Genomic DNA, 21,293 nt, shown 5'->3' on the forward strand with positions numbered 1-21,293 from the left:
TTCATTTCCCCAGTTCTCCAATGTTGACATTGAACGTTGGATGGGTTCCTAGCCCGCCGAACTTGCCGGTCGGTCCGGAGCCGATGACATCGCCAAGCCGAACCTGAATCAGAGGGTTCCCCGGATCGTTGGGGTTGTTTCCCCAGGGGTTACGCAGCGTCAGCTGGGCGTCGCTGCCGCTGCCGCTGATGCCTTCGACGATGTAGACGTGAGTGTTCAGCAGTGGGCCACCGGTGGGGGTGGTCGAGATCGTCACCGGTTGATGACTTGCCAGCGCCCCTGAAATCGACTGATCGATGTGCTGATTGGTCCACCACACCTCCCGCGGGTCGATACTCACCCCGCGGTTACCGGTCAACGCCTGCAACGCATCTGGGGCTGAGCCGCCGCGCCCGATCCCGTAATCGAGTGCATGTCCGAGGTCATCGCCAGGGCATTGCATTTTCGCGTACGCCGACTCCATCACGCTGGGCCACAACGGCGCATTGGGCTGCCCGTTATCCAACCAACTGGCTCCGTGATGGTCGATATCGGTCTGGATGTCGTCTTGGGTGACCGTAATGTGTTGCCACGCATGGCCGTTCCACAACGTCACATCAAAGGAGTTGTTGTCCTCGTCGAAATGGACCCGGTCTTTGATCCACTGAGGGTTGGCCTCCGCGATCGCCCCGATCGTGGCGTCAAAGTAGCAGTCACCAACGCTGTCCTGCTTGATGTCGGCCGCCGAGGGCGGGTGAGGGAACAGATCTTTATCGGTCCAGCGCCGGTGAAACTCGATGCCACCACCGGTGTCCAGGGGAACCGGTCCTCCGTCGATGCCGGGCCCGCGCTCTCCGAAGCCCGCTTCATGGACATCGCCGGTGTGTCCGTTGGGTGGAGGGTTGCTGGGATCGAAGTCAAGACCGTCGAGTTTCGCGGTCCCGCTGCCGTCGGCGGTGGTGTAGGTGGCGGCGTGTTCAGTCAACCGCTGCGCATACGCGTCGAAGTCGTCGACCTTCGCCTGCAGCGGACCTTCCGCCTTCGCGAGTCCCGCAGCGATCCCGACCGCGGTGGGATAACCCATCAGGCCGTGGGTGTCGGCGATGCGCTGCACCTCCTGGGCTGCCTGCGGGGAAATCTGTGCCGCACGCGTGGCCAGCTCGGAATAGGCGTCGGCGAACCGCAACAGGTCAGCTGGGTTGGCATCGAGTGCACCCACGACCCCGTCCTCCTACCTGTTGTTTCGACTGCCGTTGATTGTCGCCGACGACAGCGACATCGCGCGCTGAACGGCTGCGCCGGTCCGGCTCGGCGCTGGCGGAGACCCCGCCACTACAGATCGCCGCGCGACTCCCCCGAGTTCTCGCAGAAATGAAGTCTTCCCCGGTTATGACCCGGGGGCCGGCGAAGCAGTTATGCCGCCCACCATCGATTGACTCTCAATTTTCCTTGAGCCCGAGCCGCGTAGTCAGGGCCGCGTGCAGGCCCGTATCGGTGCCATCTCCCACCCAGGCGATGTATCCATCGGGTCGAACCAATACGGCTTCGGGGGCTGTTACTTCGCCCAGAACGGGAATTTCCCACGGCCCGGCGTACTCGGCGTCGATGGCTTTCACCCGATGTGCCCACGAAGAGATGTCGAAATCCCAAGGCGTGCCGAGGTTGAGCAGCACCGCACGGGCGTCGTGGAGAAGTGTGAATAGTCGCAGTGGACCAGTGGGGGTGAGGAGGTCGAGATCAGGCATCCGGTGCCCGAGTAGTGGGTGTCCGTTGCCGAGGTCGTACTGAATGTCGAGACCAGTCATCATCGCGGCGATTCGCTTGCGCGGCTCGTCCATGTTCAGCAGCTCAGATACGGTGTCGCGCAACGCGTCGAGACGTTCGCCGGGGGCGATGAGCGCGGTTTGGGCCATGGTGTTGCGTAGCACACCAGCGGCGACCGGGTGCCGCTCGTCTTGGTAGGTGTCCAGCAGGCGTTCCGGCGAGGTCGTGTTGATGACCTGGGCCAGCTTCCAGCCCAGGTTCGCCGCGTCCTGGATACCGGTGTTGAGGCCTTGCCCGCCGACCGGGAAGTGCACGTGCGCGGCGTCGCCGGCTAAAAGCACGCGCCTGTCCCGGTAGTACGCCGCTTGTCGCGTCACATCGGTGAACCGGGAAACCCAGATGGCACTGCGTATTCCGTAATCGGTTCCGCGAACGGCGATAAGCGCATCCCTGAGTTCACGCAAGGTAGGCTCACCGGTTTGCTCGAGATGCGGTTCGGCGACCATGACCCGAACCGGCCCGCCATCCTCGAGTTTGAAGAATGAATGAAATCCGCCGTGTCGGTGCATGCCCCACGGCGGGTGATCGTCCATCTCGACATCAGCGAGCAGGCAACTCATCGATGGATCCCACCCCGGGAATTCGATGCCGGCGACTTTGCGGATGACGCTGCGTCCTCCGTCGCACCCGACAAGATATGCGGCCCGTAGCGGCGGGCCGTCGCAGATCTCGACGTCGACACGAGCGTCGTCTTGGGTGAAACTTTTCACCTCGCGGCCGCGATAGATCGGCACCCCCAACTCGCTCACCCAGTCGGCCAGGATGCCCTCGATGCGGTACTGCGGCAGCCCCAACCCATAGTTATGCCGGGTGGGCAAGTCGCTGATGTCGATCGAAATCCCTGAGTAGTGCCCGATCTGGCCCGTCCATCCTTGCGACAGGAATCGATCAGCAATCCCGCGCTGATCGAGAACCTCAATCGTGCGCGACGTCATCCCGCCCGCGCGCGAGCCGATCAACTCATCGCTGTTGCCGCGGCGCTCGACGATCGCAACGTCGATTCCTGCCAGCGCCAACTCACCGGCCAGCATCAGCCCGGTCGGGCCCGCGCCGGCAACAACTACCGCATGGTCTGCCACATGCAACCTTTCGTGTTCGCTGGTCCCCGGAAAGTCCAGTTACGTGCGGCGATCCAGGATCTGTTCGACGGCTTGAATGAGCGGCGCGCCGTCGCAGCAGCCGGCCGAGCTGCGCCAGGCGACATACCCGTCGGGACGCACGAGGACCGCCCCGTCGCAGCCGATTCCATAAAGGTCGAAGAACGTGTTGGTGTGGTCGGCCAATCCCGGATCGCCGATCGCGTAGCTGGCGATAGGCACGCCGAGCTCTCGAGCTGCAACCGCGGCTGCTTTTCGCCAGATCGTCCCGCCTGGACCGGTAAGCACCGTGAACCCGGCGCCAAAGAGATCGAGTGTGGAGACCGGTTCAGACTCGGCGCCGAGCCAGACATGTGGGGCCCGGCAGCCCGGTGTCGCGCAGGGCGCGTAGTCGCTGTAGTCGTCGTCGACGTCGGGAGCCGGTGTGCCATCGGAGATGACGGCGGTCGAGCGATACGCGGTGCCGAACTCGACGCCGAAATGATTACCGAAGCGTCGACTGGCCCGCTCGGCCTCCTGGGCACTTAGGTCACTGCTGGCCGGATAGTAGTAAGCCGCGGCAAGCCGCGCGAGATTGCCGTGATTCTGCAAACACTGTTCGATGGTGGTGATCGCGGGTTCTCGCCGCTCGTGCTCATAGGTCTCGAGCAACGACCACCCAGCCAGCCCACGCACGCACAGGGCCAACTTCCACATGGCGTTGTGCATGCCCTGCAGGCCGGTATTGACGCCCAGTCCCCCGGTGGGCGGAAACTGGTGAGCGGCATCGCCACACAACACCACGCGCCCTTGGACCCAACGATCGGCGACCGCGGCGTTCATCTGCCACAGCCCAACGCCTTTCACCTCAACCTCGAGATCTGGAACCCCGACCGCGCCGCGGACCCAGCTCCTCACCCGCTCGGCGTCCCAGAGCTCGAGCACCCACTGGTCAGGCGACACACCGATCTGACACAGCCAGCGCCCGCGCGCGTCCAGTGGTTGCAGCAGACCGGCGGCGTCGGGGTTGGCGACGAAAAACACGACTCCCCGGCGGTCTCCGACGTGGTGTTCGATATCGGCGCGGAAGTAGCAGTTGACGAAATGATGGATGCCCTGCTCGCCGTTCAAGGCGATGCCCAGCTGGCGACGTACCGTGCTGTCGGCACCGTCGGCGGCCACCAGCGCATCCCCGGCCAGGGTGTAGGTGTCTCCCGTGGCGGTGACGCGCACCGCCACGGCCGCCTCGACGTCGTGCTCGCGTGACCCGGACAGAATGTCGGTGACCTGGTGACCGAACCGAAGGTCGACGATGCCCGTGGCCCGTGCCGCGTCGCGCAGGATGGCTTCGGTCAGATCCTGCGACGACATGATCGGCAGCACCGGGCTGATCGCCGGCCCGGGCCCTTCGAAACCTCCCGTCTCGATCTGACCCACCTGCTGGCCGACAATCGTGTCCATATACCTCATCGGGCTCTTCCAGCCCGGCGGGGTATCGATGCCGCGCAGCCGTTGATACACCACACTTCCCCACCCTCGGGCGATCTCCATCGTCCGCGCATTCAGATTGCGCGCCTTGGGATGCCACGACGTCGAATCATGGCGCTCGACAACAACGCTGGGAACCGAGAACCTGGCGAGTTCCAGGGCGGCGGCCAATCCGACGGGGCCGCCACCGACGATGATCACCGGTTTGTGCGACACGATTGAGTTCACCTCGTTGTGCGAAGTCATCAACGGCTTAGGTGTTGGCCGGAGTGGTGGTGCCGGCACCGCGCTGGCGGGTGATGACCAGGTCGTGGCGCTCGACTGGCAGCGCGGGTTCCTCGAGGCCTTCGATCACGAAACCGGCTTCGGCAATCATCGCCCGATCGTCCTGGCCTGGCTGTCCTTGGCTGGTGAGGTAATCGCCGAGGAACATCGAATTGGCCAGGTGCAAGGCCAGCGGTTGCAGTGTGCGCAAATGTATTTCGCGTCCACCGGCGATGCGCACTTCGACGTCAGGGAAGGCGAACCGGAACATCGCCAGGATGCGCAGACAGCGTTGCGGGGTCAATTCCCAATGCCCACCCAGCGGGGTGCCCTCAAACGGGATCAGAAAGTTCACCGGCACCGAATCCGGCTGGAGCTCGCGCAATGCCAGCGCGACGTCGACGATGTCGTCGTCGGATTCGCCCATTCCAACGATGGCCCCTGAGCATGGCGACAGACCAGCGGATTTGGCAGCGGCGACGGTGGCGGCCCGATCGTTGAAGGTGTGGGTTGAGCAGATCCGCGCGTAGTTCTCTGCGCTGGTGTTCAGGTTGTGGTTGTACGCGTCGGCGCCGGCCCCACGCAGCCGCTCGGCTTGCCCCTGTTTCAGTAATCCCAGGCAGGCGCACACCTCCACTTCTGGGGCGGAGCTTTTAATCGCGGCGATCGTGTCGGCGACGCGCTCGATATCGCGATCGGCGGGCCCGCGGCCGGCGGCGACCAGGCAGATGCGTTTGGCGCCGGCGTCGATCGCGCAGCGCGCGTGGCCGGCGGCCTCATCGGGGTTGATCCAGGAGTACTTGAGGATCTCAGCGCTTGAGCCGCGTCGTTGCGAGCAGTACCCGCAATCCTCCGGGCACATACCGGATTTCATGTTCACCAGGTAATTGAGCTTGACCCGCCGACCGAAAAACTTGCGCCGCACCCGTGCCGCCGCGGCGATCACATCGAGCAGGTCATCGTCACTGCTTGCCAGCACGGCGAGCAAGTCGTCACGAACCACGCATCGTCGCTGCAACGCTGCGGCGGTCATCACTGACAACCGCTGCTCAAAGTCCGTATTCGTCCCGGCTGAGTCGTGCATAGGCTTCTCCTTTTCTGGTTGCCGATCAACGCGGTGGGCCCTCGGGCGTGCGGGATGTCGACCCGAAACGGGTTGTTTGACCGGCCCCGAACGCAAAGGCGTGTTGCTGGCCTCTCAAGCCCATGACGAGCGACCGTACACCAAATTTAAGAAAAATAAGAGTATCTTAAGGTAACATTAAGGGGGTGTGGACACGGCTAGGTGTCGTCGTAAGGCAGAAGCGTGAACGCTGGGCAGTGGCGAGGTTCCACGTTCCGAAAGTGCCTTAGGTCGACGGTCGCGACCTGGGTGATTTCGAGGCGTTCAGCAGTCGCAACGACCGATGCGTCCACCGTGCCGAGCGGAAATCCTCGGTACTGGGCGACCAGTTCGCGGATCCGCGGCCAGTCCTCATCGACGACGGGCTCCACCTGGAAGTCGTCCTCATCGAGGTCGTTGAGGAACTTCTGCTCGGCCACTACACCTAGGTCGCGACACAGAACATGAGTGACTTCCGCGATGACGAGCATGGGCACAATGAAAGGGCCCGAATGGGTTTCGAGAAAATCGAGGAACGTCTCGTGATGTTTATCGCCGGCGTTGCCGTAGGCGATCAACGGCCCGGCGTCGACGATGACCGCGGTTATTTCCACACCTCATTGGCCAGGATTTCGTCGACACGCTCGGAGCTATCACTGCGCGCGCTGCGCCCGGCGGCCGCGGCATGCAAACGCCGCCGGCGCCTCGCCGAGGGCCGCTCAGGATGTGGCGCTAACTGCGAGGCCGCCTGTTGACCGTTGCCGGTCAAGGTGAGCCAGGGACCCTCGGTCCACGCTGGCCGCCCGCCCTGTTCAACCTCCGCGGTGACTGTGTCCAAAACGGCGTTGAGGTGTTCCTGTTCGTCGGCCAGCGGCGTCGCGTCGCCGGTGGTCTCGTCTGCGAGGGTGATCAGGCCGTCGGCGGCCAGCGACCGCACCGCCGCCGCGGCATCAGCCCACGCTTGCTGCCGTGTCGCGAAGGGGCTTTCGTCGACGGCATGCCACAACGCCTGCCGCAGTGACACCGGTTCGGCCAGCGCATCGACCAAGACGCGTGTACGCAGCGCCGCATGCACCGCGACGCTGTCGCGCTCAGGCAACGTTTCAGGCCTCTCAGCTTCTGCCGACGCCGCGCTCGCCTCGGGGTGGTCGATGAAGCCGACCGGTCTGCCTTTCACGGGGCGATGGGAACGCTTCGGTACCGGCTCCCCTGGCGCGAATGTCCGCCGCATCGTGTCGTTGAGGAAGGGCTGGGCCCGCAGGCGTTCGTCGTCGACGACGAACCGTACCGACGGCAAGTGTGTGTGCATGGCGCCCAGCGTGTAGGTGTGTGTGCCGACGGGCACGATTAGCGGCTCAACGATGATCAGTTCGTAGTGCGCCCTGGGGTCGATGGCTGTTCCCGGCGCCAGAGTGAAGGCTTCCCATTCGCCCTCGACTGTGTCGCCTCCGACTAGGCGGGCAGCGTCTTTGACAGCTCGCGCGTCCCGGCGGCTCACCCTGCTCAAGTCGGGAATCACCACCGGCGTACCCGCGTATGGCTGCAGGCTCGCCAACGCGCGCAAGTACTCCATCAGCGATTCCGGGAACATTTCGTCCGAAGGCGGGAGCTCCTGGAAGTCGACGAACTCCCCCGACGCCCAGGACACCTGTAACACGTTCGGCGCCCGAAAGTCCTGAAGTAGCTCGATGCTCGGTAGCGCGTCAACAACTTTGGCCCCTACGATGCCGGCCCGTGTGAAAGTGAATGTTCCCGTCATCATCGCGGTGTCGCTACGCAGCTCGAACGACAAGAAACCGGACTTATCAGATCCGCGCTGGGTGACAACGGTTTTCGTGCTTTCAACGGTCACTGAAAGCAGCACGCTCGGGCCTGCGGTGTTATCGGGCCGTCGGACACGGAATTGCGCCTGATGAGCGTTGCGATCATCAGGGTTGAGCCAGAACGCGTGGCGGGCGCCCGCCATCGTCGTTGTGGCCGCCGGCGTCGAGACGGTCTGCTGTCGACGCACGCTGCTAGCTGGTGGTGCAACCCAACGCTCATCGACCGCAGGGACTACCGGAGTCGCCGGCAGTGCCGCGTCAAGCAATGAAGTGGGCGGCACTCAACGACTCCTCGGCGAATTCAACACTGCCGCAGCAGGATCGGCGTGGCATGCAAGGCGAGCGCCGCCTGACGTCAAGGCTGAGTGCGGGTCCAACATTCGGGAAGAACCTCCATCCAGCTGTTCGCGTCGACGCCCGCTAAGCTGCGATCGCGGCCGCGGATCCGCAGCGGATCGGTCTCCTCACGCAATCTGATCCGCTGTTTGAACCAGCTCCTCCAGTCGCACGGCTCGCCGCCGGCGGCAAGTCCGGCGCGATACCACGCGCCAATGAAGTCTCGGCCGCGCTGCTGGTCGCGCCACCAGCTGCTCTCTCTTGCACGGGCAAGGTTGATCAGCCCGGTCCGCCCGGCCGCCTCGTAAGCTTCCTCGACGGCCAACCGATCCTCATACCACGTCTCGAGCGCGAGCCGCCAGTCGCCGTTGGCGGCATACGGCTCCCACGGCCGACAGGGCCAGCCGGCCACCTCCATCGCCACCATCACATCGATGTCGACGTAGGTTTGCATGATGGGAACCGCGGCGACGCGCAGCAAAGCCGCGTCGACGAGTTGGTCGCGCCAATCAACCTCCAACGCGCCCCGCCGCGACCGATCGAGAATCGATTCCGCGCAGCTGCGGCGCCGTTCGACGTAGGTGACGGTTGCCGCCTTCTGCCAACACTCACTGCCGTACTCCACCCGCCACACGCCCCTGCTCAGGCGACGGCGGCCGCGGGACTCAACGGGGCGCCGGCCAACCGCGTCGCATACAACAAGTCCGCACACCCCTCCGCGGTGTCGTAGTGACGCAACGACTCAATTACTTCAGCGGCCCGCACCGTCGCCAAGGACAACGCTGGCTCTGATCCGCCATGGCCCTGGCCGCCTATGGCCTGTTCGTATTCGATCAGCGCCATGAACCGCTCTTGGCGAACCTGCGCCCATAACTCGTCCCCGATCGGTTTGCGTTCCTCGAACAGCCGCATAACCTTCTCGCTCGCAGCCCCGTGCAGGTGACCAGAAAGGGCCGCCATGTGCATGTGCCGGGCCGCGATCTGCAACCGCTGTTGCTCATCAAAAGCGTTGGCCTGCCGCCACTCCCACGGCATCGCGACTTGGCAGCGATGCACAAAATGCCCGCCTGGGTTGGTGGTCGGCGAGACGTCGCGAGGGTTGACCTCGACAGCCCGCGCATTGACTTGATGGGTCCAGTCGGTCATCTGCTGCATAGGCAGTGATGAGGCGATCGCCAACACGCGTGCACCTGGAGCGGCCATCTCTCGGGCTTGGGCGTGACGCACCACCACATCAAGGGGATTGATCCCGCCGACGGCGGCGCTGGCCTCCCACAGCTCGCGACCCACGACCGGATCGGTGACCGCTAGCCGCACATCCTGCGGCACCCGTACCCCCAGCGGGATGCTCGAGGGGCCCTCGCTTGTCGCCAGCCACGCCGTAACTCCCCCGGTGCGTTCGTAAATCAGCGAGACCGCGTAGTGAGTCTGGATATAGCCCTGGGCCAGGGTCTGGGCCAGCATGGCCTCGATGACGTCATGGCCGGCGTCCATGGCCTGCTGGAACAACACCTCACCGCTGGCACCGTCGGCACCGATGGCCTGAATACGGGCATGCTGCTGGGGCATCGCCAACGGCGCCACCTGCGCCCCATTCGGCGCGCCGCCCGCCGCCGGGGGCGGCCCACTACCCCCTGGCGGACCGCCCGCGGGCGTTGACGGCGTCACAGGCCCGGCCGGCCCCGTGCTACTCACCGGAGTCACCGGTGTCGCACCCGCGGCGGCCGACGGCATCATCGCCATCGGGGCACCACCAACGCCGGGTGCGGCAGCCGCAGGAGTTGTTACCGCGGACGAACTGACAGTGGTAGCAGCCGGCACCGCCGCCGCGGCAACATTCTGCGCGACCTGGTGACCCACATTGGCTGCCGCGCCAAGACCATTCGCGACACCGCTGACCGCTCCAGTCGCCATCCGCGCCGATGTCTCAGCAATACCGGACCCCAAACCCGCCAACCCCGGCGCACGACCGGCCCCCGCGCCCGCGCCGGTGCCGGTCCCGACTCCAGTGCCCGCGCCGGTAGCGTTGGGGAACTGCCCGGCTTGTGTCCCAGCAGGATTCATCCCACCCGGGTTACCCATACCGTTGCCAGCACCTGCCGATCCGGGCGACATCATCGATCCCATCGACGCGGGCGATCCGCCTCCCCCGGCGCCCGACGAGATCGGTTTCATCATCTGTCCGATCACCGAACTCGGATTGCTACCGCCCGATCCCATCTGCGGAGCAGCCGGTGCCTGCTTCGGGTTAGTCCCGTTCTGATCAGTTCCATCCGGCTTGTGAAAGGCGGTCTGCTGCACCTGATTCTGCTGCTGGGACTGCGGAGTGTCACCCTTGTTGAACTGGGTTGTATCCGGGCTATCTTTTAGCCCGGTGCCGTTATGAACGGACTCGACCTTAGGGCCACCGCCTTGAGGCGCAGGTAGAGCTGGTGCGGCAGGCGCGGGAGCGCCGACGCCGGGGACGCCGCCGGATTCGGGCAGTGTTGGGTTGCCGTACGGCACCGCCCACTTGCCGACATCGGCCGCCAATGTCGCTATCTTCCCTGCACCCTCGGCATCGCGCGCCTGGGCCAGACCCGCGGCGCCGGCAACGATTGAAGCGATGTCCGCCTTGAGCTGAGCGTCGATCGCTGCAGCAGCACCCGGGACGGCCGCGGCCGCCTGCTTGGCCTTTTCGGCGGCCTCGCGTGCGGCTTTGATGTCCTCTTCGGCCTTATTGACGATTTCGACCAAATCGGCCTTCGTGGCATGGATCTCGCCCGAGGCCCACAACGCTCTCTTGGCGAGGTAACGGTAGCCCTCAATACGATTCTCCAGCGTCGTCTGACGACCGTCGACGAGTCTGCGGGCCGCATCGATAAAGGCGCCCTCCATCGGCGCGACGATGCTGCGGATGTCGTGCTGCGTATGGAGTTCAGGGAATAACTTGTTTGCCGCGCCCATGAAGCTCTCCGCATAAGCCGACCACGCGGAGGCCATCTGCAACGGCCAGGACGTCCCCAAGATCGCCTGCGAGTGCTCAGTAGTAGGTTTTGCGGGATCGCCAGCGCCAGAAGCCATTCCAGTCCTTTCGGCCTAAGGTGCCAAGCGATTGCACAGAGTGCCAACTTCCTTGGCGGCGGCGTCGGCGATGCCGAACGCGTTGCCATTGGCAGGCGAGCCGGTGGCGATAGCGGTTCCTAACGTCTGCAGTGCTTTGACTGCGGTGTTTGACGCTTCAAGCAGAACCGGCGTCGTGCCCGGCGCAATCTGTGAGCGCAAGGCATCGCTAGCCTGCTGGTAAAGGCTGCCAGACTTTTGCAAGGCGGCTGTCCAATCCGGATTGGACTGGATCGCGGGGTCGCCGATCTTGACGTCCTTCGGCAATACCGGCAGTGCATCGTGCGCCATGTTGGCGTAGTGGTCGGCGGAGTCCCAGCCTTGGTAGCAGGTCTGGTGGTCTGCTTGCGCGCTCGGCAGAGGCGCCGGGGACGCCGGCGCCGGCGGCTGAACGGTCTTCGTCACGGGCGCGTGCGTCGGCGCGGCGGCCGGCGTGGTGTCGCGGACCTGCATGGTGATCACCGCGGCGATGATCGCGGCCACAACCGCGCCCGCCGCTGCTGCGGCGGCGAGTGCGGGCCAGCTCCGCCGCGACCCGCCAGGAGGAGGAGGTGGCGGCGGCCCGGGCGGGGGCGGCCACTTCCCTGGATCCGGCGGCGGAGGCAGCGGCGGCGGGAAAGCGATGTCGACGGTGTGGTGCTGAGTCATCGTCCGCACACCCAATCGAGGGAGTCACGGCCGGCGGTGAACATGTCGACAACTTTTCCTGAGGTGGGGTCGAAGGTCTTGTAGGCCACCGCGAGGGTGCGTAGCGCGCTGACGGTGCTGTCAGCGAACCCAGCCAGCATTGGGCTGGTGCCGGGCGCGATCTGGCCTGCCAGGGTTTCGGCGGCCTGGCCGTAGAGCTGGCTGGCGCGGTCCACTGCTGCCTTCCAGGTGGGGTTGGCCTGTACGGCGGGGTCGGTGAACGGCATGTTCTGCGGGATGACGTTGAGGCCCGAGGCCGCGGTGGTGACCAGGTCGTCGGTGATCGCCCACGCTTGGCAGGTCTTCTTGTCGGCCTCAGCGGCCGGCAGTGGAGCGGTTGGTGCTGGGGGTGCGGCGGTCACGGTGACCGTCGGTGCCTGGGCTGGCGTGCTGTTATTGGCCACGCGGGGTGTGGCGGCGATGGTGACCAGTGTGGTGATGACTCCGGCGATGACTGCCCCGACGCCTGCGGCTGCCGCGATCGCCGGCCAGCGGCGCAGCCGCTGCAGCGGTGGGGGCGGCGGCCACGCGGGTTGGGCCGGTGGGGCGATCGACATGGTGAAAACTCCTGGTTAAGTAGCTTTTGGCAGGTTGGGTCCGCTGCCTGGTTTCATGACCGGCATCGGGAACTGGACCTGGTTGTAGTCCTGGGCGGCGTGCTGATCCTGTTGGGCCAGCACCGGTGGTGACTGGGTGAGTGCCGCTTGCTGCTTGGTGGCCCACAGCGAGTCTTGGGTGTCCACGTTCGTGCGTACAGCTTCGGTTTTCGCGATCACGCCAACCAATGCTGCGTCGAGTTTGGATGCGGCGGCAGGCGGTGGCGGGGCGAACGTCGGCGCGGCGCTACCGGTCAGCGTCTGCGTTGCTTTACCGCCCGCAGACGCCAACTCTTGGGTGTCGATCTGCAGCTTCGATTTGGTCCCCATGGGTGCATTGTCCCAGCATCTGCCGACAATGGAAACCGCTTTGAACGCTGACCTGCGCCTTGTCGAGGTCATGGCCACATCCCCAGTTCGGGGAGAAGTTTGTCGGCGGCGTCGATGATCTGTTCGGCGTCAGCGAGCGCATGGTCGGTGTCTGCGGCAGGAAGATCGAGATCGGTTGTGCTGCGTGGGTATTCGAGCTGGTTACGGATTCTGCGCATTCGGTTGAACGCCCGAAACGATGCGCCGAACTGTGCTTCGGCCGCATCGGCGACAGCGATGTGGCCCCCTGCAGTCGTCGGACGCAGGCCCTGCTGCACCAGGAGCGCGGTGAGCGCCTGGCGGGTAGCGTCGTAGGCCAGCTCAAAAGCCCCGATGTGATCTGCAGCGAGGGCGGCGCGTGCACCGGCCAACCGCTGTCGAGCCTGTTGAAGCAGGTAAGCGCCGTTGGCGGCGTCCCCGCTGACCCGCTCAAGGTGCCCGCGCTCAACCAGCGCAGAGATCTCCGCTCGGCCCGTCTTCCAACCGCTCATGCTGCGTCCTGTGTGGGAAAGACTTGGACATAGGGTCGCCGCTGAATCTCGGCAAGTAGAGCCCACTGGCTGGGGTCGGCCCATTGCGCCGGTGTGGCCTGCTCGGGATTGACCGGAATGCCGATGCGCTTCTGGGCGCGGTCGGCCCCATCAAACAGATCGGTACGCGTGGGTTGGCCGATGACGAGGACATCGATGTCATTGGCCGGCGGCCCGGGCTGCCCGGTGTAGCGCGCGGCCCAGGACCCGAAGATCAGGACTTGCTCCACAGCGGGGATGGCGCCGAATTCCTCGGCAATGACCGTGTGCGGACCGAAAGTCAGCAGCGCGAGCTGGGTCAGTGGCGTGTAGGCAGGATGACTGGTGTTGGCGCTGATCAGTCGGTTGCGGCCCTGGCGGCGATCGCGCAACACGTGGGCGGTGACGAGGCGTTCGACCTCTTGTTGGGCGGTTTGCTTCGAAACGCCAAGTGTGCGCGCGAGGTCGGTGACCGTGTACTCCCGGTCGGGATTGAGCAGCAGCTGCGCCAGGAGTTCGCCCTGGTGCTGGGACCGAAAGACCGGAAGCAACGCCGGCGCCGCAGTACGCATAAACCGATCATATGTCCGGATAAAACCGACAGTCAATATAATATGGACATATAGCCTAGGGAAAGACGACCTAAAGCCGTAGGCGTCTAGCCCTTCGAAGGGGCGCGTGGAGTGCGCGGTAAGTCTCTCTGCGTCTCGTTCAGTCTCGTTGATAGGTAGGCTGATCAACGTGCGTGTGATAGCTCTGAAATCCCTCCTCGAGGAACGCCACCTGCACGCCTATTCAGAGTTCGTCGCCGAATACAACCGGACCGCAAAGGAATTGGGCGTCTCACGCCAAGCAGCACCCCCCACGAAGGCGCAGTACTACCGCTGGCTCGGAGGCGAAATCCAGAATCTCCCACGCGGCTACCATTGCGCCGTGTTAGAGCGGATGTTCCCCGGCTGGTCCGCCAAAGAACTGTTTGGACACCCCGACACCCCGCACCGGGGCGATTTGCTGACCGGTGTCCGGCCCGGCATTGAACCGACCGACCTCGCCGGCCTATGGGTGACGAGCTACATGGTCGACGGGCTGCATCACGCCGATCTATCACAGGTCGACGTCACCAAAGGCGGCATAACAGCGACCAACTACCCACCGAGCCCACGACTCGAAGACCACGAACGCGGCTATGCCAACGACATCGAAGCCGAAGTCTTCGGCCGCCACATCATCGGAAAGTGGCGCAATGTCAACGACCGCTACTTCTATGGCTCCATCCATCTGGCCGTCTTGCCCGGCGAAACGTCAATGGACGGCTACTACACCGCAGTCCTAACCGACACCGAGGTCACTTCGGAGCGATGGCGATGGGCTCGAGTAGATCCTGGATCCCGCGCGGGCGTGGATCTAACGACCGTGAAGCTGGCAGAACCCAAAACGATCTTCCAAATCCTCAGCGACCGAACACGTTTCGACGGGCCAATCCCGCTCGCCCAGGTAACGGAGCACCCGTGAACGCACCCACACGCCACCAGCACGTGCGCCAACTCATCGACACCTATCTGCGCGCATGGACAACGCAAGACCCCGACCTGATCGTCACGATCTTCACGCCCGGGGCGACGTATCACGAACGCGTCCTCGACGAGCCGATGCGCACCACCGCCGAGATTCGACGGTACTGGGAAACCAAAGTTGCGCGCGAGCAGGCCAACATCGACGCGCGGCTCATCACCTTGTACGTCGACGGATCCACCGTCATCGCGGAATGGGAAGCCCGATTCGACGACCTCGTCAAAGGCCACCGCAAACTGATGCGAGAGGTGGCCATCCTCGAGCTCGACGGCGATCGGATCGCCAGCTTGCGCGAATACTGGGCGTCGAAACCGATAGACGCTTAGAGCGCCGCCTGCCCGTTCTCAGCCCGTTCCGCGGCAAGAAGGAGTTCGTTCCCGCGCTGCAGCAGGCCGTTCGCCGCCCGCATCAGCTCATCGAGCACCGCGCCGCGGTCGAGCTGGGCGAGCGCTTTGCGGATCAGGTTATCCCCAACCAGCACCAACTCGTCGGCGACAACTCGCGCCTCAGGCGGGGTGAGTTGCATGTCGAGCCCGATTCCGTTGTGCCGCACTGTATGTGCAGCGGGCTCCTCTGTCGAGCCGTCAGTGATCGCAAGCATGCGGCGGATATCGACACTTCGGAGTCGGTCCTGCAACTCGCGGTCGTCGAGGGCATCCAAGTCCGCGGCCGGGAGCTGGCGCGCTCGGACAATCAACGCGATCGCGGTATCCCGGTCCAGTGACATGGTGAGCATTCAGATCCCCTCCGATTCCATCCCCTAGGGCAGAGATATCCGCAGCCCTGCGCTGATCTCCCGCATTGTCGGTAGCGAAAGGCTGCCGAGCGATTCGATGAGTTCGTCGTGATAGAGCTGCACGATGTCGTCGACAAGCACAAAGCCGTCGAGCGGGTCAGCGTCGGTCAACGAGACAACGGTGGGTAGGCGGCGTTCACTCATGGTCGTCGTGGTGACCCGCGCCGCCAACACAGTGTCGAGGTTCCTGTTGCGAGAGTTGTTGCTCAGGACCACCCAGGATTCGGGTCCGTGTCCAAAATCGACGCGGTATACGTTGCTCCGCACCCCGCGATTCACCGCTCGGCCCTGCTCCTACGGACGTGCAGGTTGCGCGCAGTTCGCCGCTCAACGCTGGCGGGTTCACTGTTGAACTCGGCCGCCAGTTCGGCGTACCCGACGTCGAGCACGCGCTCCCCCACCGCTTCCGCGCCGGCGTGGAGCAACGCGCGAAGCGCGCCGGCTTCTGATTTGATGTCGCCTTCGCCATGAAGGCTGGCCAACTGGCGTAATGCTGGCGATGACCGCGACCTGGTGGCAGTTGATGGTGCCGTTTTGGAGGTTGATGAGTTCGACGACGGCGTTTCTGGCCACGATCTTTGCGACGTCGTCGAAGGCATCGAGCCGGCTGACGGCGTCCTGGCATGCTTCGCCGGCGCTGAGATAGTCGCCGGCCTTGAAAGGCACCGTGGGGGTGGGCATACCACGAACCTTACAGCGAACACGCTGTAAGGTCAATTGTGTTGTAAAGTCGTGCGTGTGATCGAGCTGCTGTCCCTGCGTGGCTTCGCCAACCGCCGCGGCCTCGCACACGGGACCGTGCGCCGCTACCACGTCGAAGGCCGACTCCCGCAGCCCGATGGAGAACTGACCGACGGCGCCGACATCCGCCACCCAGGCTGGCTCCCAGACACCGTCGACAACTGGCAGCGGCCAGGACAAGGCGCTCGCACCGACCTTCAGTCGGTCAAAGGTTGCGGCGACGCAGCCAACGCGCGCCGATGAAAATCACCACCGCGACCACCGTGAGGATGACGAGTCCTGGCGCTAGGCGGAAGAGAGCGCCGGCCGCGTCACTGCCAGTGCGCCAAGCGAATCCGTGTACCAGCGTGTTGAAAAATCCGTGACCGGTGTGGTGTGCGCTCGCGAGGTGAGTCATGTGTCTTCCGCCTTTCGTTGGTGGGACTGTAAGTCCGCGAAGCGACAGCAGCGGATATACCGGTGGCCCGGTCGGCTGGCGATCCCCGTGAGGCGGCAGATCAACGAGCAGCCCTCCCCCACCATTGAAGGGATCAGCACCTGCGCCGGCGACCTGCCCGAGAAGAAAGAGACGCATATCCTCGCCCCGGCCCAGCGGAAGCTATCGCAAGAGGCCCGCTGAAGGTACGAGCCAGATAGGTGGATTTGTTCCCTCAATCGTCACGTGATGCAGGCTGCATCACCTTGTCAGCGGTGGACCGCATAATCCAGGGATGCGGCAGGATGGGAACGCTGGGCGGCCGCGCAACGCGGTTGAGGCATATCTCGAACAGCTTCGGCAGGCTGAGCTGGTCGCCGAAGCAGAGGATGCGGCGCACGGGAAGCACTATTTGTCTGTTGCCACAGGAGATTTGGAGACCAGTGATGACGTGGCGCGGGTCGAGCAGCTCACCGCTACGGCCTGGGCCGGGCGTGAAGGCGCACACATGACCTCCTCTCGAGGAGGCAGTGACTACGTGACGCTGGTGATCGAGGGTCCGTCTGCCGCGCAGTTCGTCGACGAGCTGGCAGACCTGGCCGAAGAACTCGATCCGGGATTCTGGCGCATCTCCCGCTCGTCGAGCCAATTTTGATGTACGGCTCGGTTGCGCGGGCCAGACAAGGACCAAGGATGACCGCCACCCATCGCGCGTTGCCCAGGTTCGCCGCGGTCTCGACCATCATCGCGACCCTTTGTGCCACCGCGAGCTGCGATTCAACGCGTCACGCTCAGGGAAGTCCAACGCCGACGGCCCGCGCCTCCGGCTGGCCGACAACCCTGAACGACTTCACGGTGGTCTGGACCGCTGAACCCGGCATCGACGTCACGACCGGGCCCGTGGTAGCGGTACGCGCCTACGCCGAGTCCTACCTACTCGCCTCCATCACAGGAGACAATCGCTACCTGTATCCCGGCTTCCAGCAGTCCGTCGATCCCAACCAATCCATCGACCATCCCACCGGCACGCAATACCTCTGGCCGAAGCACTACGAACGCGAACACCCGTGGGTGGGCACTGACCAGGTGCACATCTCCTCTGTAACGACGTCCGGCCGCGACGTGACGGTGCTGGCTTGCGAATACACGTTTGGCACAGCTCAACTAGCCCGAGACGGGTACGAACCCAACATCGCTCTGCCGCCACCGCATTCAGGCATTACATCCATGCGGATCACCATGACGGCTCCCGCAAAGCCGGCACCCCAATTCCCCCAGCAGGGACCGGCTCGCGCACCGTCGGCCGACGTCTTCAACGGCTGGCGGATCACCAGCCATCAAGGCGGCTACTTCGCGCAGACCGGGATCGGCGACGAATGGCCAAATGTCATCGAAGACGAAAACACCTGTATCGCCAAGGCGCCTCAACACCCCGATCTCAAACGCGGCGGCCGATATCCTCGCGGCGACTTTCCTACCCAACCGGCATCTCCCGGATGGCCGGCCCCCAGCGCGGTATAGCCGATTGCTATACGCGCCTATACGTGGCTATAAATCGTGGGCCTCGCGAGCGTAAGGGTCGCTGACCAACCACCGCGTGATGGTGGGGTCACCACCATCCCAACGTCCGGCTTGTAGCAGCTTCGTTGCGCTTCAACGTGATTGAGGGCAGTTCGGTTTAGCGGGCGGGGAAAAGAGCCTCGGTCGTAGCCGGCGCTGGATCCGCTGTCAGCTAATCGCGGACATGGCCAGATTCCCCAGTTTCGATGAGAATGCTGCCCAAGGTTCACTGAGATCGGACAAGTATCGCACCGGCGTCTGAAGGTTATGGCGTCGATTTCACGCGTCCTCTGACCCTCTCCGCGTTTCGTCACGTGACGGGCTGTCGTTGTGCCCGTAACTGGTCAAGGGCGCTCTAGTCGACGGTCCCAGCAGGCACCACCCACTGGCAAGGTTGGCCAGTCACTGCCGAAATCAGGTCGAAGTCTGCGTCGTAGTGAAGAACAGTGAGTCCGTGTTCTTCTCCGGCGGCGGCGATGAGTAGGTCAGGAATCTTGCGGCCGCGCTGGCTTCGCTGAGCCAGGAGTCGCTGGACCTGAAGCGCGCGACGATGATGCGATTCGGTCGATTCCACAAGCTCGAATGCATCCAACGCCGCTATTAAGTCGTCCCACTCGGCTTCATTCCTCGCCGAATAGCCGACCTCGAGATCGGTGATACGGGCCCGCGCGAGTTCGCCCGAAGCCGCGAGCGGTTCCACCACCTCCCGGACGCTGGGCTGGCTGAGTCGCTTTATCACACTGGTGTCGATAAGAAACGTCAGCGCCATGCCTCGGCGCGATCTTCGGACGGCGCGGCGGCCAGTGCATCCAGAGCGGAGGCCACGTGTTCTGCGCGGTGCGACGTCGCGCGGCGCAGAGCCGCGTTCACCGTCTCTTTGATCGTGGTTGTTCCCAGTTCTGCGCGAGCCATCTCCAATGCCTGTTCGTCAATGTCGATCAGATGCTTGCCCACGTGCCTAGTATATACAGGGAGGCGCGCGATATATACCCGCGGTACGGCCCGGTCGCGAGTCACCAGAAGGCGGTTCGCCCCGGGTTCGATGAGAAAGCGTGAGGTCCCCCAACAGGGTCCGGGTTTGTCCCCGCCTGAGGCAACCGCGTCGTAGCTGCTTCAGCGGTCGCTCGGGATACGGATGTGGGCGGGGTCGGTGTTCCGTAATCCTTTGAAGCTGGCGTGGCGAAGCCAGCGGTGGGCCACATATTCGCGGTAAGCGACTTCGCAGACCAGTTCGGGTTCGACCCACGACACCCCGTGTGCCTCAACGGGATTGGCGGCGGGTGTGGCGGTGCGCGTGATGGGGTGGAGCATGGCATAGAGGTACCGGCGGGTGGTGTCGCTGAATCCGGTTCCGACTTGTCCGACGACGATCAGGTCGCCGTCGTCGTTGTGGCCGGCTAGCAGCAGTGAGCCGATACTGGTGCGTCCCCCGGGACCGGCGGCGTGGCAGTAGCCCACGATGATCAGTTCGCAAGTTGGGCGGACGAGGGACTTGATCCACTGGGTGGTGCGGCCGGGCCGGTAGGGCGCGTCAAGGCGCTTGGCGACGATTCCCTCCATCTGGTGGCGGGCCGCGACGTCGAGCATGTCTGCCGGGACCACCGCGGTCAGGGCACGCGGAATGGTCAGGGTGGGCGACTTGTCGACGACCATGAGTGCGTCGAGCAGTTCGCGGCGTTGGATATACGCCTGAGTGGTGAGGCTGCGGTTGTCGAGCGCTAGGAGGTCGAAAGCCAGCAGGCGGACGGGCACTTCGCGCAGCAGCTCGGGGTGTGGTCGACGTTGCTGTGGCCAGCGGCGCTGCAGGCGGGTGAACGATGGCCGGCCGGTGTGATCGACGGCGACGATCTCGCCGTCGAGAACCGCTTGGCGATCGCCGATGGCGGCGGCCACGCCGGCGAGTTCGGGGAAGGTCCGCGACACGTCTGCACCATGGCGGGTGAAGACCGTGACCGCGCCGTGCTGGACGTGGACGGTTGCTCTCTGGCCGTCAAACTTCCACTCGACGGCCCAGCCATCCGCGCGTCGTGGCGGGGTGCCGAGCGTCGCCAGCATCGGTGCCCATGCCGGATTTCGCACAGGCGTCTGGGTGGCCACCGGATCGACGGTACCCGCCCGCTCGGCGGTGGGATCTATCTGCGTGGTGATGGTCCGGTGATGCAGCCTGCATCACGGCTTAGTGGGCGTGGACGATATTCCGCGGCGCTTCGCCGGCGCGACGGATCTGCACGTCATACCTCACGTCGGGTGGGTGCCTTCGGTGCCGATGAATTGAATCTCGCTGATAGCTACGGTGGTCACCTCATCGGGAGTCCCCGACGCGGTTGGGCTTGGGGACGTTGCGGATTGAGGCGGATCAGAGGTTGCTTTGACGCGGATGAGTAGTTTGCTGACAGTGGCTGGTGGATTGAAGGTGATGAAGCGCCAATCCCTGGCCCCTGCGGTGTCGATGACGACGGGGTCGCGTTTGAGGTCCTTGGGGAACCACACCTCGAGTTGGGTGACAATGCGGTGCTTGGACCATTGGTCGGAGCCGTCGGGCGCGGTGGCGTCGAAGCCGCCGATGGCCCGGAGTTGGGTCAGGGTGACTTGGCGGCCGAAGTCGACTTGCAGGGTTTGTCCGTCCTGGTTCTTGACCCGGGTGCAGACCCATGCGGTGTTGAAGTCGCCGTCGAAGGCCCGGTTGGCGTCGGAGTAGTTGGCGTCGCGCGGGCACACGTCGCTGGCGGTGACCCCTTTGAGGATGGTGTCTTGCCGTAGCGGCGCCTGTGAGGGTGGTGGCGGTGCGGTCGCGGCCGGTGTGGTGATGTGGGGTTGCGGGTTGATGTCAGAGGTGAGGTAGTTGACGGCGGCCAGGGCCACCAGCAGGATCACCACGGCGGCCGCGGTGATGAATGCGGTGTGCATTCGGCGATCGGGCGGCACTCGCTTGTTGAACGCGCGGCCGCCGGCGCGGGCCGCGCGTCCGGACGCGCGTAGGGCGCGGGTGAGCAGGCCCGGCTTGTCCGGCGGTTGACTGTCGTTGGGGGTGTCGTCGTCGGGTGGTGGGGGTAG

At 64.5% G+C, this 21,293-nt stretch carries 26 protein-coding genes; 6 read left to right on the top strand and 20 right to left on the bottom strand.

Features of this window, described 5'->3' with window-relative positions; genetic code table 11:
- Position 1 precedes the first annotated feature (1 nt).
- The 13 genes from ACYQ8K_RS22395 to ACYQ8K_RS22455 form a co-directional block, all read right to left on the bottom strand.
- Complete coding sequence (locus ACYQ8K_RS22395) at positions 2-1,198, bottom strand: C2 family cysteine protease (protein WP_051641670.1); 1,197 nt, start codon at positions 1,196-1,198, stop codon at positions 2-4.
- Between the two features lie 220 nt (positions 1,199-1,418).
- On the bottom strand, positions 1,419-2,882 hold the full coding sequence (locus ACYQ8K_RS22400) for an FAD-dependent monooxygenase (protein ID WP_036473399.1): 1,464 nt from the start codon (positions 2,880-2,882) through the stop codon (positions 1,419-1,421).
- Between the two features lie 39 nt (positions 2,883-2,921).
- Positions 2,922-4,583 carry an FAD-dependent monooxygenase gene (locus ACYQ8K_RS22405; RefSeq protein ID WP_158085874.1) on the bottom strand — a complete coding sequence of 554 codons (1,662 nt, stop codon included), beginning with the start codon at positions 4,581-4,583 and terminating at the stop codon, positions 2,922-2,924.
- Between the two features lie 37 nt (positions 4,584-4,620).
- Complete coding sequence (bioB, locus tag ACYQ8K_RS22410) at positions 4,621-5,715, bottom strand: biotin synthase BioB (RefSeq protein ID WP_244904178.1); 1,095 nt, start codon at positions 5,713-5,715, stop codon at positions 4,621-4,623.
- Positions 5,716-5,912: 197 nt separating this feature from the next.
- Positions 5,913-6,347 (bottom strand): type II toxin-antitoxin system VapC family toxin, encoded by a 435-nt coding sequence (locus ACYQ8K_RS22415; RefSeq protein ID WP_225337328.1) that lies wholly within the window; start codon positions 6,345-6,347, stop codon positions 5,913-5,915.
- The gene (locus ACYQ8K_RS22420) at positions 6,338-7,585 is read right to left on the bottom strand and encodes a hypothetical protein (protein WP_139813873.1); all 1,248 of its coding nucleotides are present in this window, start codon (positions 7,583-7,585) and stop codon (positions 6,338-6,340) included. The genes ACYQ8K_RS22415 and ACYQ8K_RS22420 overlap by 10 nt, the downstream gene beginning before the upstream one ends.
- A gap of 326 nt (positions 7,586-7,911) precedes the next feature.
- A complete protein-coding gene (locus ACYQ8K_RS22425; protein ID WP_459972440.1) occupies positions 7,912-8,412 on the bottom strand; it encodes a hypothetical protein in 501 nt (166 codons plus the stop codon).
- Positions 8,413-8,534: 122 nt separating this feature from the next.
- A complete protein-coding gene (locus tag ACYQ8K_RS22430; protein ID WP_459972452.1) occupies positions 8,535-10,874 on the bottom strand; it encodes a hypothetical protein in 2,340 nt (779 codons plus the stop codon).
- Between the two features lie 96 nt (positions 10,875-10,970).
- The gene (locus ACYQ8K_RS22435; protein WP_081284880.1) at positions 10,971-11,477 is read right to left on the bottom strand and encodes a hypothetical protein; all 507 of its coding nucleotides are present in this window, start codon (positions 11,475-11,477) and stop codon (positions 10,971-10,973) included.
- Positions 11,478-11,638: 161 nt separating this feature from the next.
- Positions 11,639-12,238, bottom strand: coding sequence for a hypothetical protein (locus ACYQ8K_RS22440; RefSeq protein ID WP_036473410.1), 600 nt, complete (start codon positions 12,236-12,238; stop codon positions 11,639-11,641).
- 15 nt (positions 12,239-12,253) lie between these two features.
- A complete protein-coding gene (locus ACYQ8K_RS22445; RefSeq protein WP_051641671.1) occupies positions 12,254-12,607 on the bottom strand; it encodes a hypothetical protein in 354 nt (117 codons plus the stop codon).
- Positions 12,608-12,675: 68 nt separating this feature from the next.
- A complete protein-coding gene (locus ACYQ8K_RS22450) occupies positions 12,676-13,137 on the bottom strand; it encodes a hypothetical protein (protein ID WP_036473412.1) in 462 nt (153 codons plus the stop codon).
- Positions 13,134-13,727, bottom strand: a complete 594-nt coding sequence (locus tag ACYQ8K_RS22455) for a MarR family transcriptional regulator (protein ID WP_036473413.1) — start codon at positions 13,725-13,727, stop codon at positions 13,134-13,136. Before ACYQ8K_RS22455 ends, ACYQ8K_RS22450 begins: the two co-directional genes overlap by 4 nt.
- Before the next feature lie 106 nt (positions 13,728-13,833).
- Here ACYQ8K_RS22455 and ACYQ8K_RS22460 point away from each other — a divergent pair, with 106 nt between their 5' ends.
- A complete protein-coding gene (locus ACYQ8K_RS22460) occupies positions 13,834-14,667 on the top strand; it encodes a hypothetical protein (protein ID WP_459972442.1) in 834 nt (277 codons plus the stop codon).
- Positions 14,664-15,053, top strand: a complete 390-nt coding sequence (locus ACYQ8K_RS22465; protein WP_225337326.1) for a nuclear transport factor 2 family protein — start codon at positions 14,664-14,666, stop codon at positions 15,051-15,053. Before ACYQ8K_RS22460 ends, ACYQ8K_RS22465 begins: the two co-directional genes overlap by 4 nt.
- Here ACYQ8K_RS22465 and ACYQ8K_RS22470 read toward each other — a convergent pair.
- Genes ACYQ8K_RS22470 through ACYQ8K_RS22480 form a run of 3 tightly spaced genes read right to left on the bottom strand, consistent with a single transcriptional unit; the run spans position 15,050 to position 16,005 of the window.
- Complete coding sequence (locus ACYQ8K_RS22470; protein ID WP_036473418.1) at positions 15,050-15,463, bottom strand: hypothetical protein; 414 nt, start codon at positions 15,461-15,463, stop codon at positions 15,050-15,052. The genes ACYQ8K_RS22465 and ACYQ8K_RS22470 overlap by 4 nt on opposite strands.
- A gap of 24 nt (positions 15,464-15,487) precedes the next feature.
- On the bottom strand, positions 15,488-15,802 hold the full coding sequence (locus ACYQ8K_RS22475) for a type II toxin-antitoxin system PemK/MazF family toxin (protein WP_036473419.1): 315 nt from the start codon (positions 15,800-15,802) through the stop codon (positions 15,488-15,490).
- On the bottom strand, positions 15,799-16,005 hold the full coding sequence (locus ACYQ8K_RS22480; RefSeq protein WP_139813875.1) for a hypothetical protein: 207 nt from the start codon (positions 16,003-16,005) through the stop codon (positions 15,799-15,801). The genes ACYQ8K_RS22475 and ACYQ8K_RS22480 overlap by 4 nt, the downstream gene beginning before the upstream one ends.
- A gap of 17 nt (positions 16,006-16,022) precedes the next feature.
- Between ACYQ8K_RS22480 and ACYQ8K_RS22485 the strand changes: the two genes are divergently transcribed.
- The 4 genes from ACYQ8K_RS22485 to ACYQ8K_RS22500 all read left to right on the top strand — a co-directional run bounded on the left by ACYQ8K_RS22485 (position 16,023) and on the right by ACYQ8K_RS22500 (position 18,200).
- The gene (locus tag ACYQ8K_RS22485) at positions 16,023-16,169 is read left to right on the top strand and encodes a hypothetical protein (protein WP_156959195.1); all 147 of its coding nucleotides are present in this window, start codon (positions 16,023-16,025) and stop codon (positions 16,167-16,169) included.
- 92 nt (positions 16,170-16,261) lie between these two features.
- Positions 16,262-16,507 (top strand): hypothetical protein, encoded by a 246-nt coding sequence (locus tag ACYQ8K_RS22490; RefSeq protein WP_036474016.1) that lies wholly within the window; start codon positions 16,262-16,264, stop codon positions 16,505-16,507.
- A 467-nt stretch (positions 16,508-16,974) separates the two neighbouring features.
- A complete protein-coding gene (locus tag ACYQ8K_RS22495; protein ID WP_036473420.1) occupies positions 16,975-17,334 on the top strand; it encodes a hypothetical protein in 360 nt (119 codons plus the stop codon).
- 38 nt (positions 17,335-17,372) lie between these two features.
- Entirely contained in the window at positions 17,373-18,200 is an 828-nt protein-coding gene (locus ACYQ8K_RS22500; RefSeq protein ID WP_225337324.1) for a hypothetical protein, read from the top strand.
- A gap of 394 nt (positions 18,201-18,594) precedes the next feature.
- Here the strand turns inward: ACYQ8K_RS22500 and ACYQ8K_RS22505 are convergent, their stop codons facing one another.
- The 4 genes from ACYQ8K_RS22505 to ACYQ8K_RS22520 all read right to left on the bottom strand — a co-directional run.
- Positions 18,595-19,008, bottom strand: a complete 414-nt coding sequence (locus ACYQ8K_RS22505; RefSeq protein WP_036473422.1) for a PIN domain nuclease — start codon at positions 19,006-19,008, stop codon at positions 18,595-18,597.
- Positions 18,999-19,193, bottom strand: coding sequence for a hypothetical protein (locus ACYQ8K_RS22510; RefSeq protein WP_036473423.1), 195 nt, complete (start codon positions 19,191-19,193; stop codon positions 18,999-19,001). The genes ACYQ8K_RS22505 and ACYQ8K_RS22510 overlap by 10 nt, the downstream gene beginning before the upstream one ends.
- A gap of 159 nt (positions 19,194-19,352) precedes the next feature.
- Positions 19,353-20,336, bottom strand: coding sequence for a non-homologous end-joining DNA ligase (gene ligD / locus ACYQ8K_RS22515; RefSeq protein ID WP_306460743.1), 984 nt, complete (start codon positions 20,334-20,336; stop codon positions 19,353-19,355).
- A gap of 141 nt (positions 20,337-20,477) precedes the next feature.
- Positions 20,478-21,293 (bottom strand): discoidin domain-containing protein (locus ACYQ8K_RS22520; RefSeq protein WP_459972447.1); only part of this gene is annotated, 816 nt, incomplete at its 5' end.

The sequence above is a fragment of the Mycobacterium sp. MUNTM1 genome (assembly GCF_054660795.1).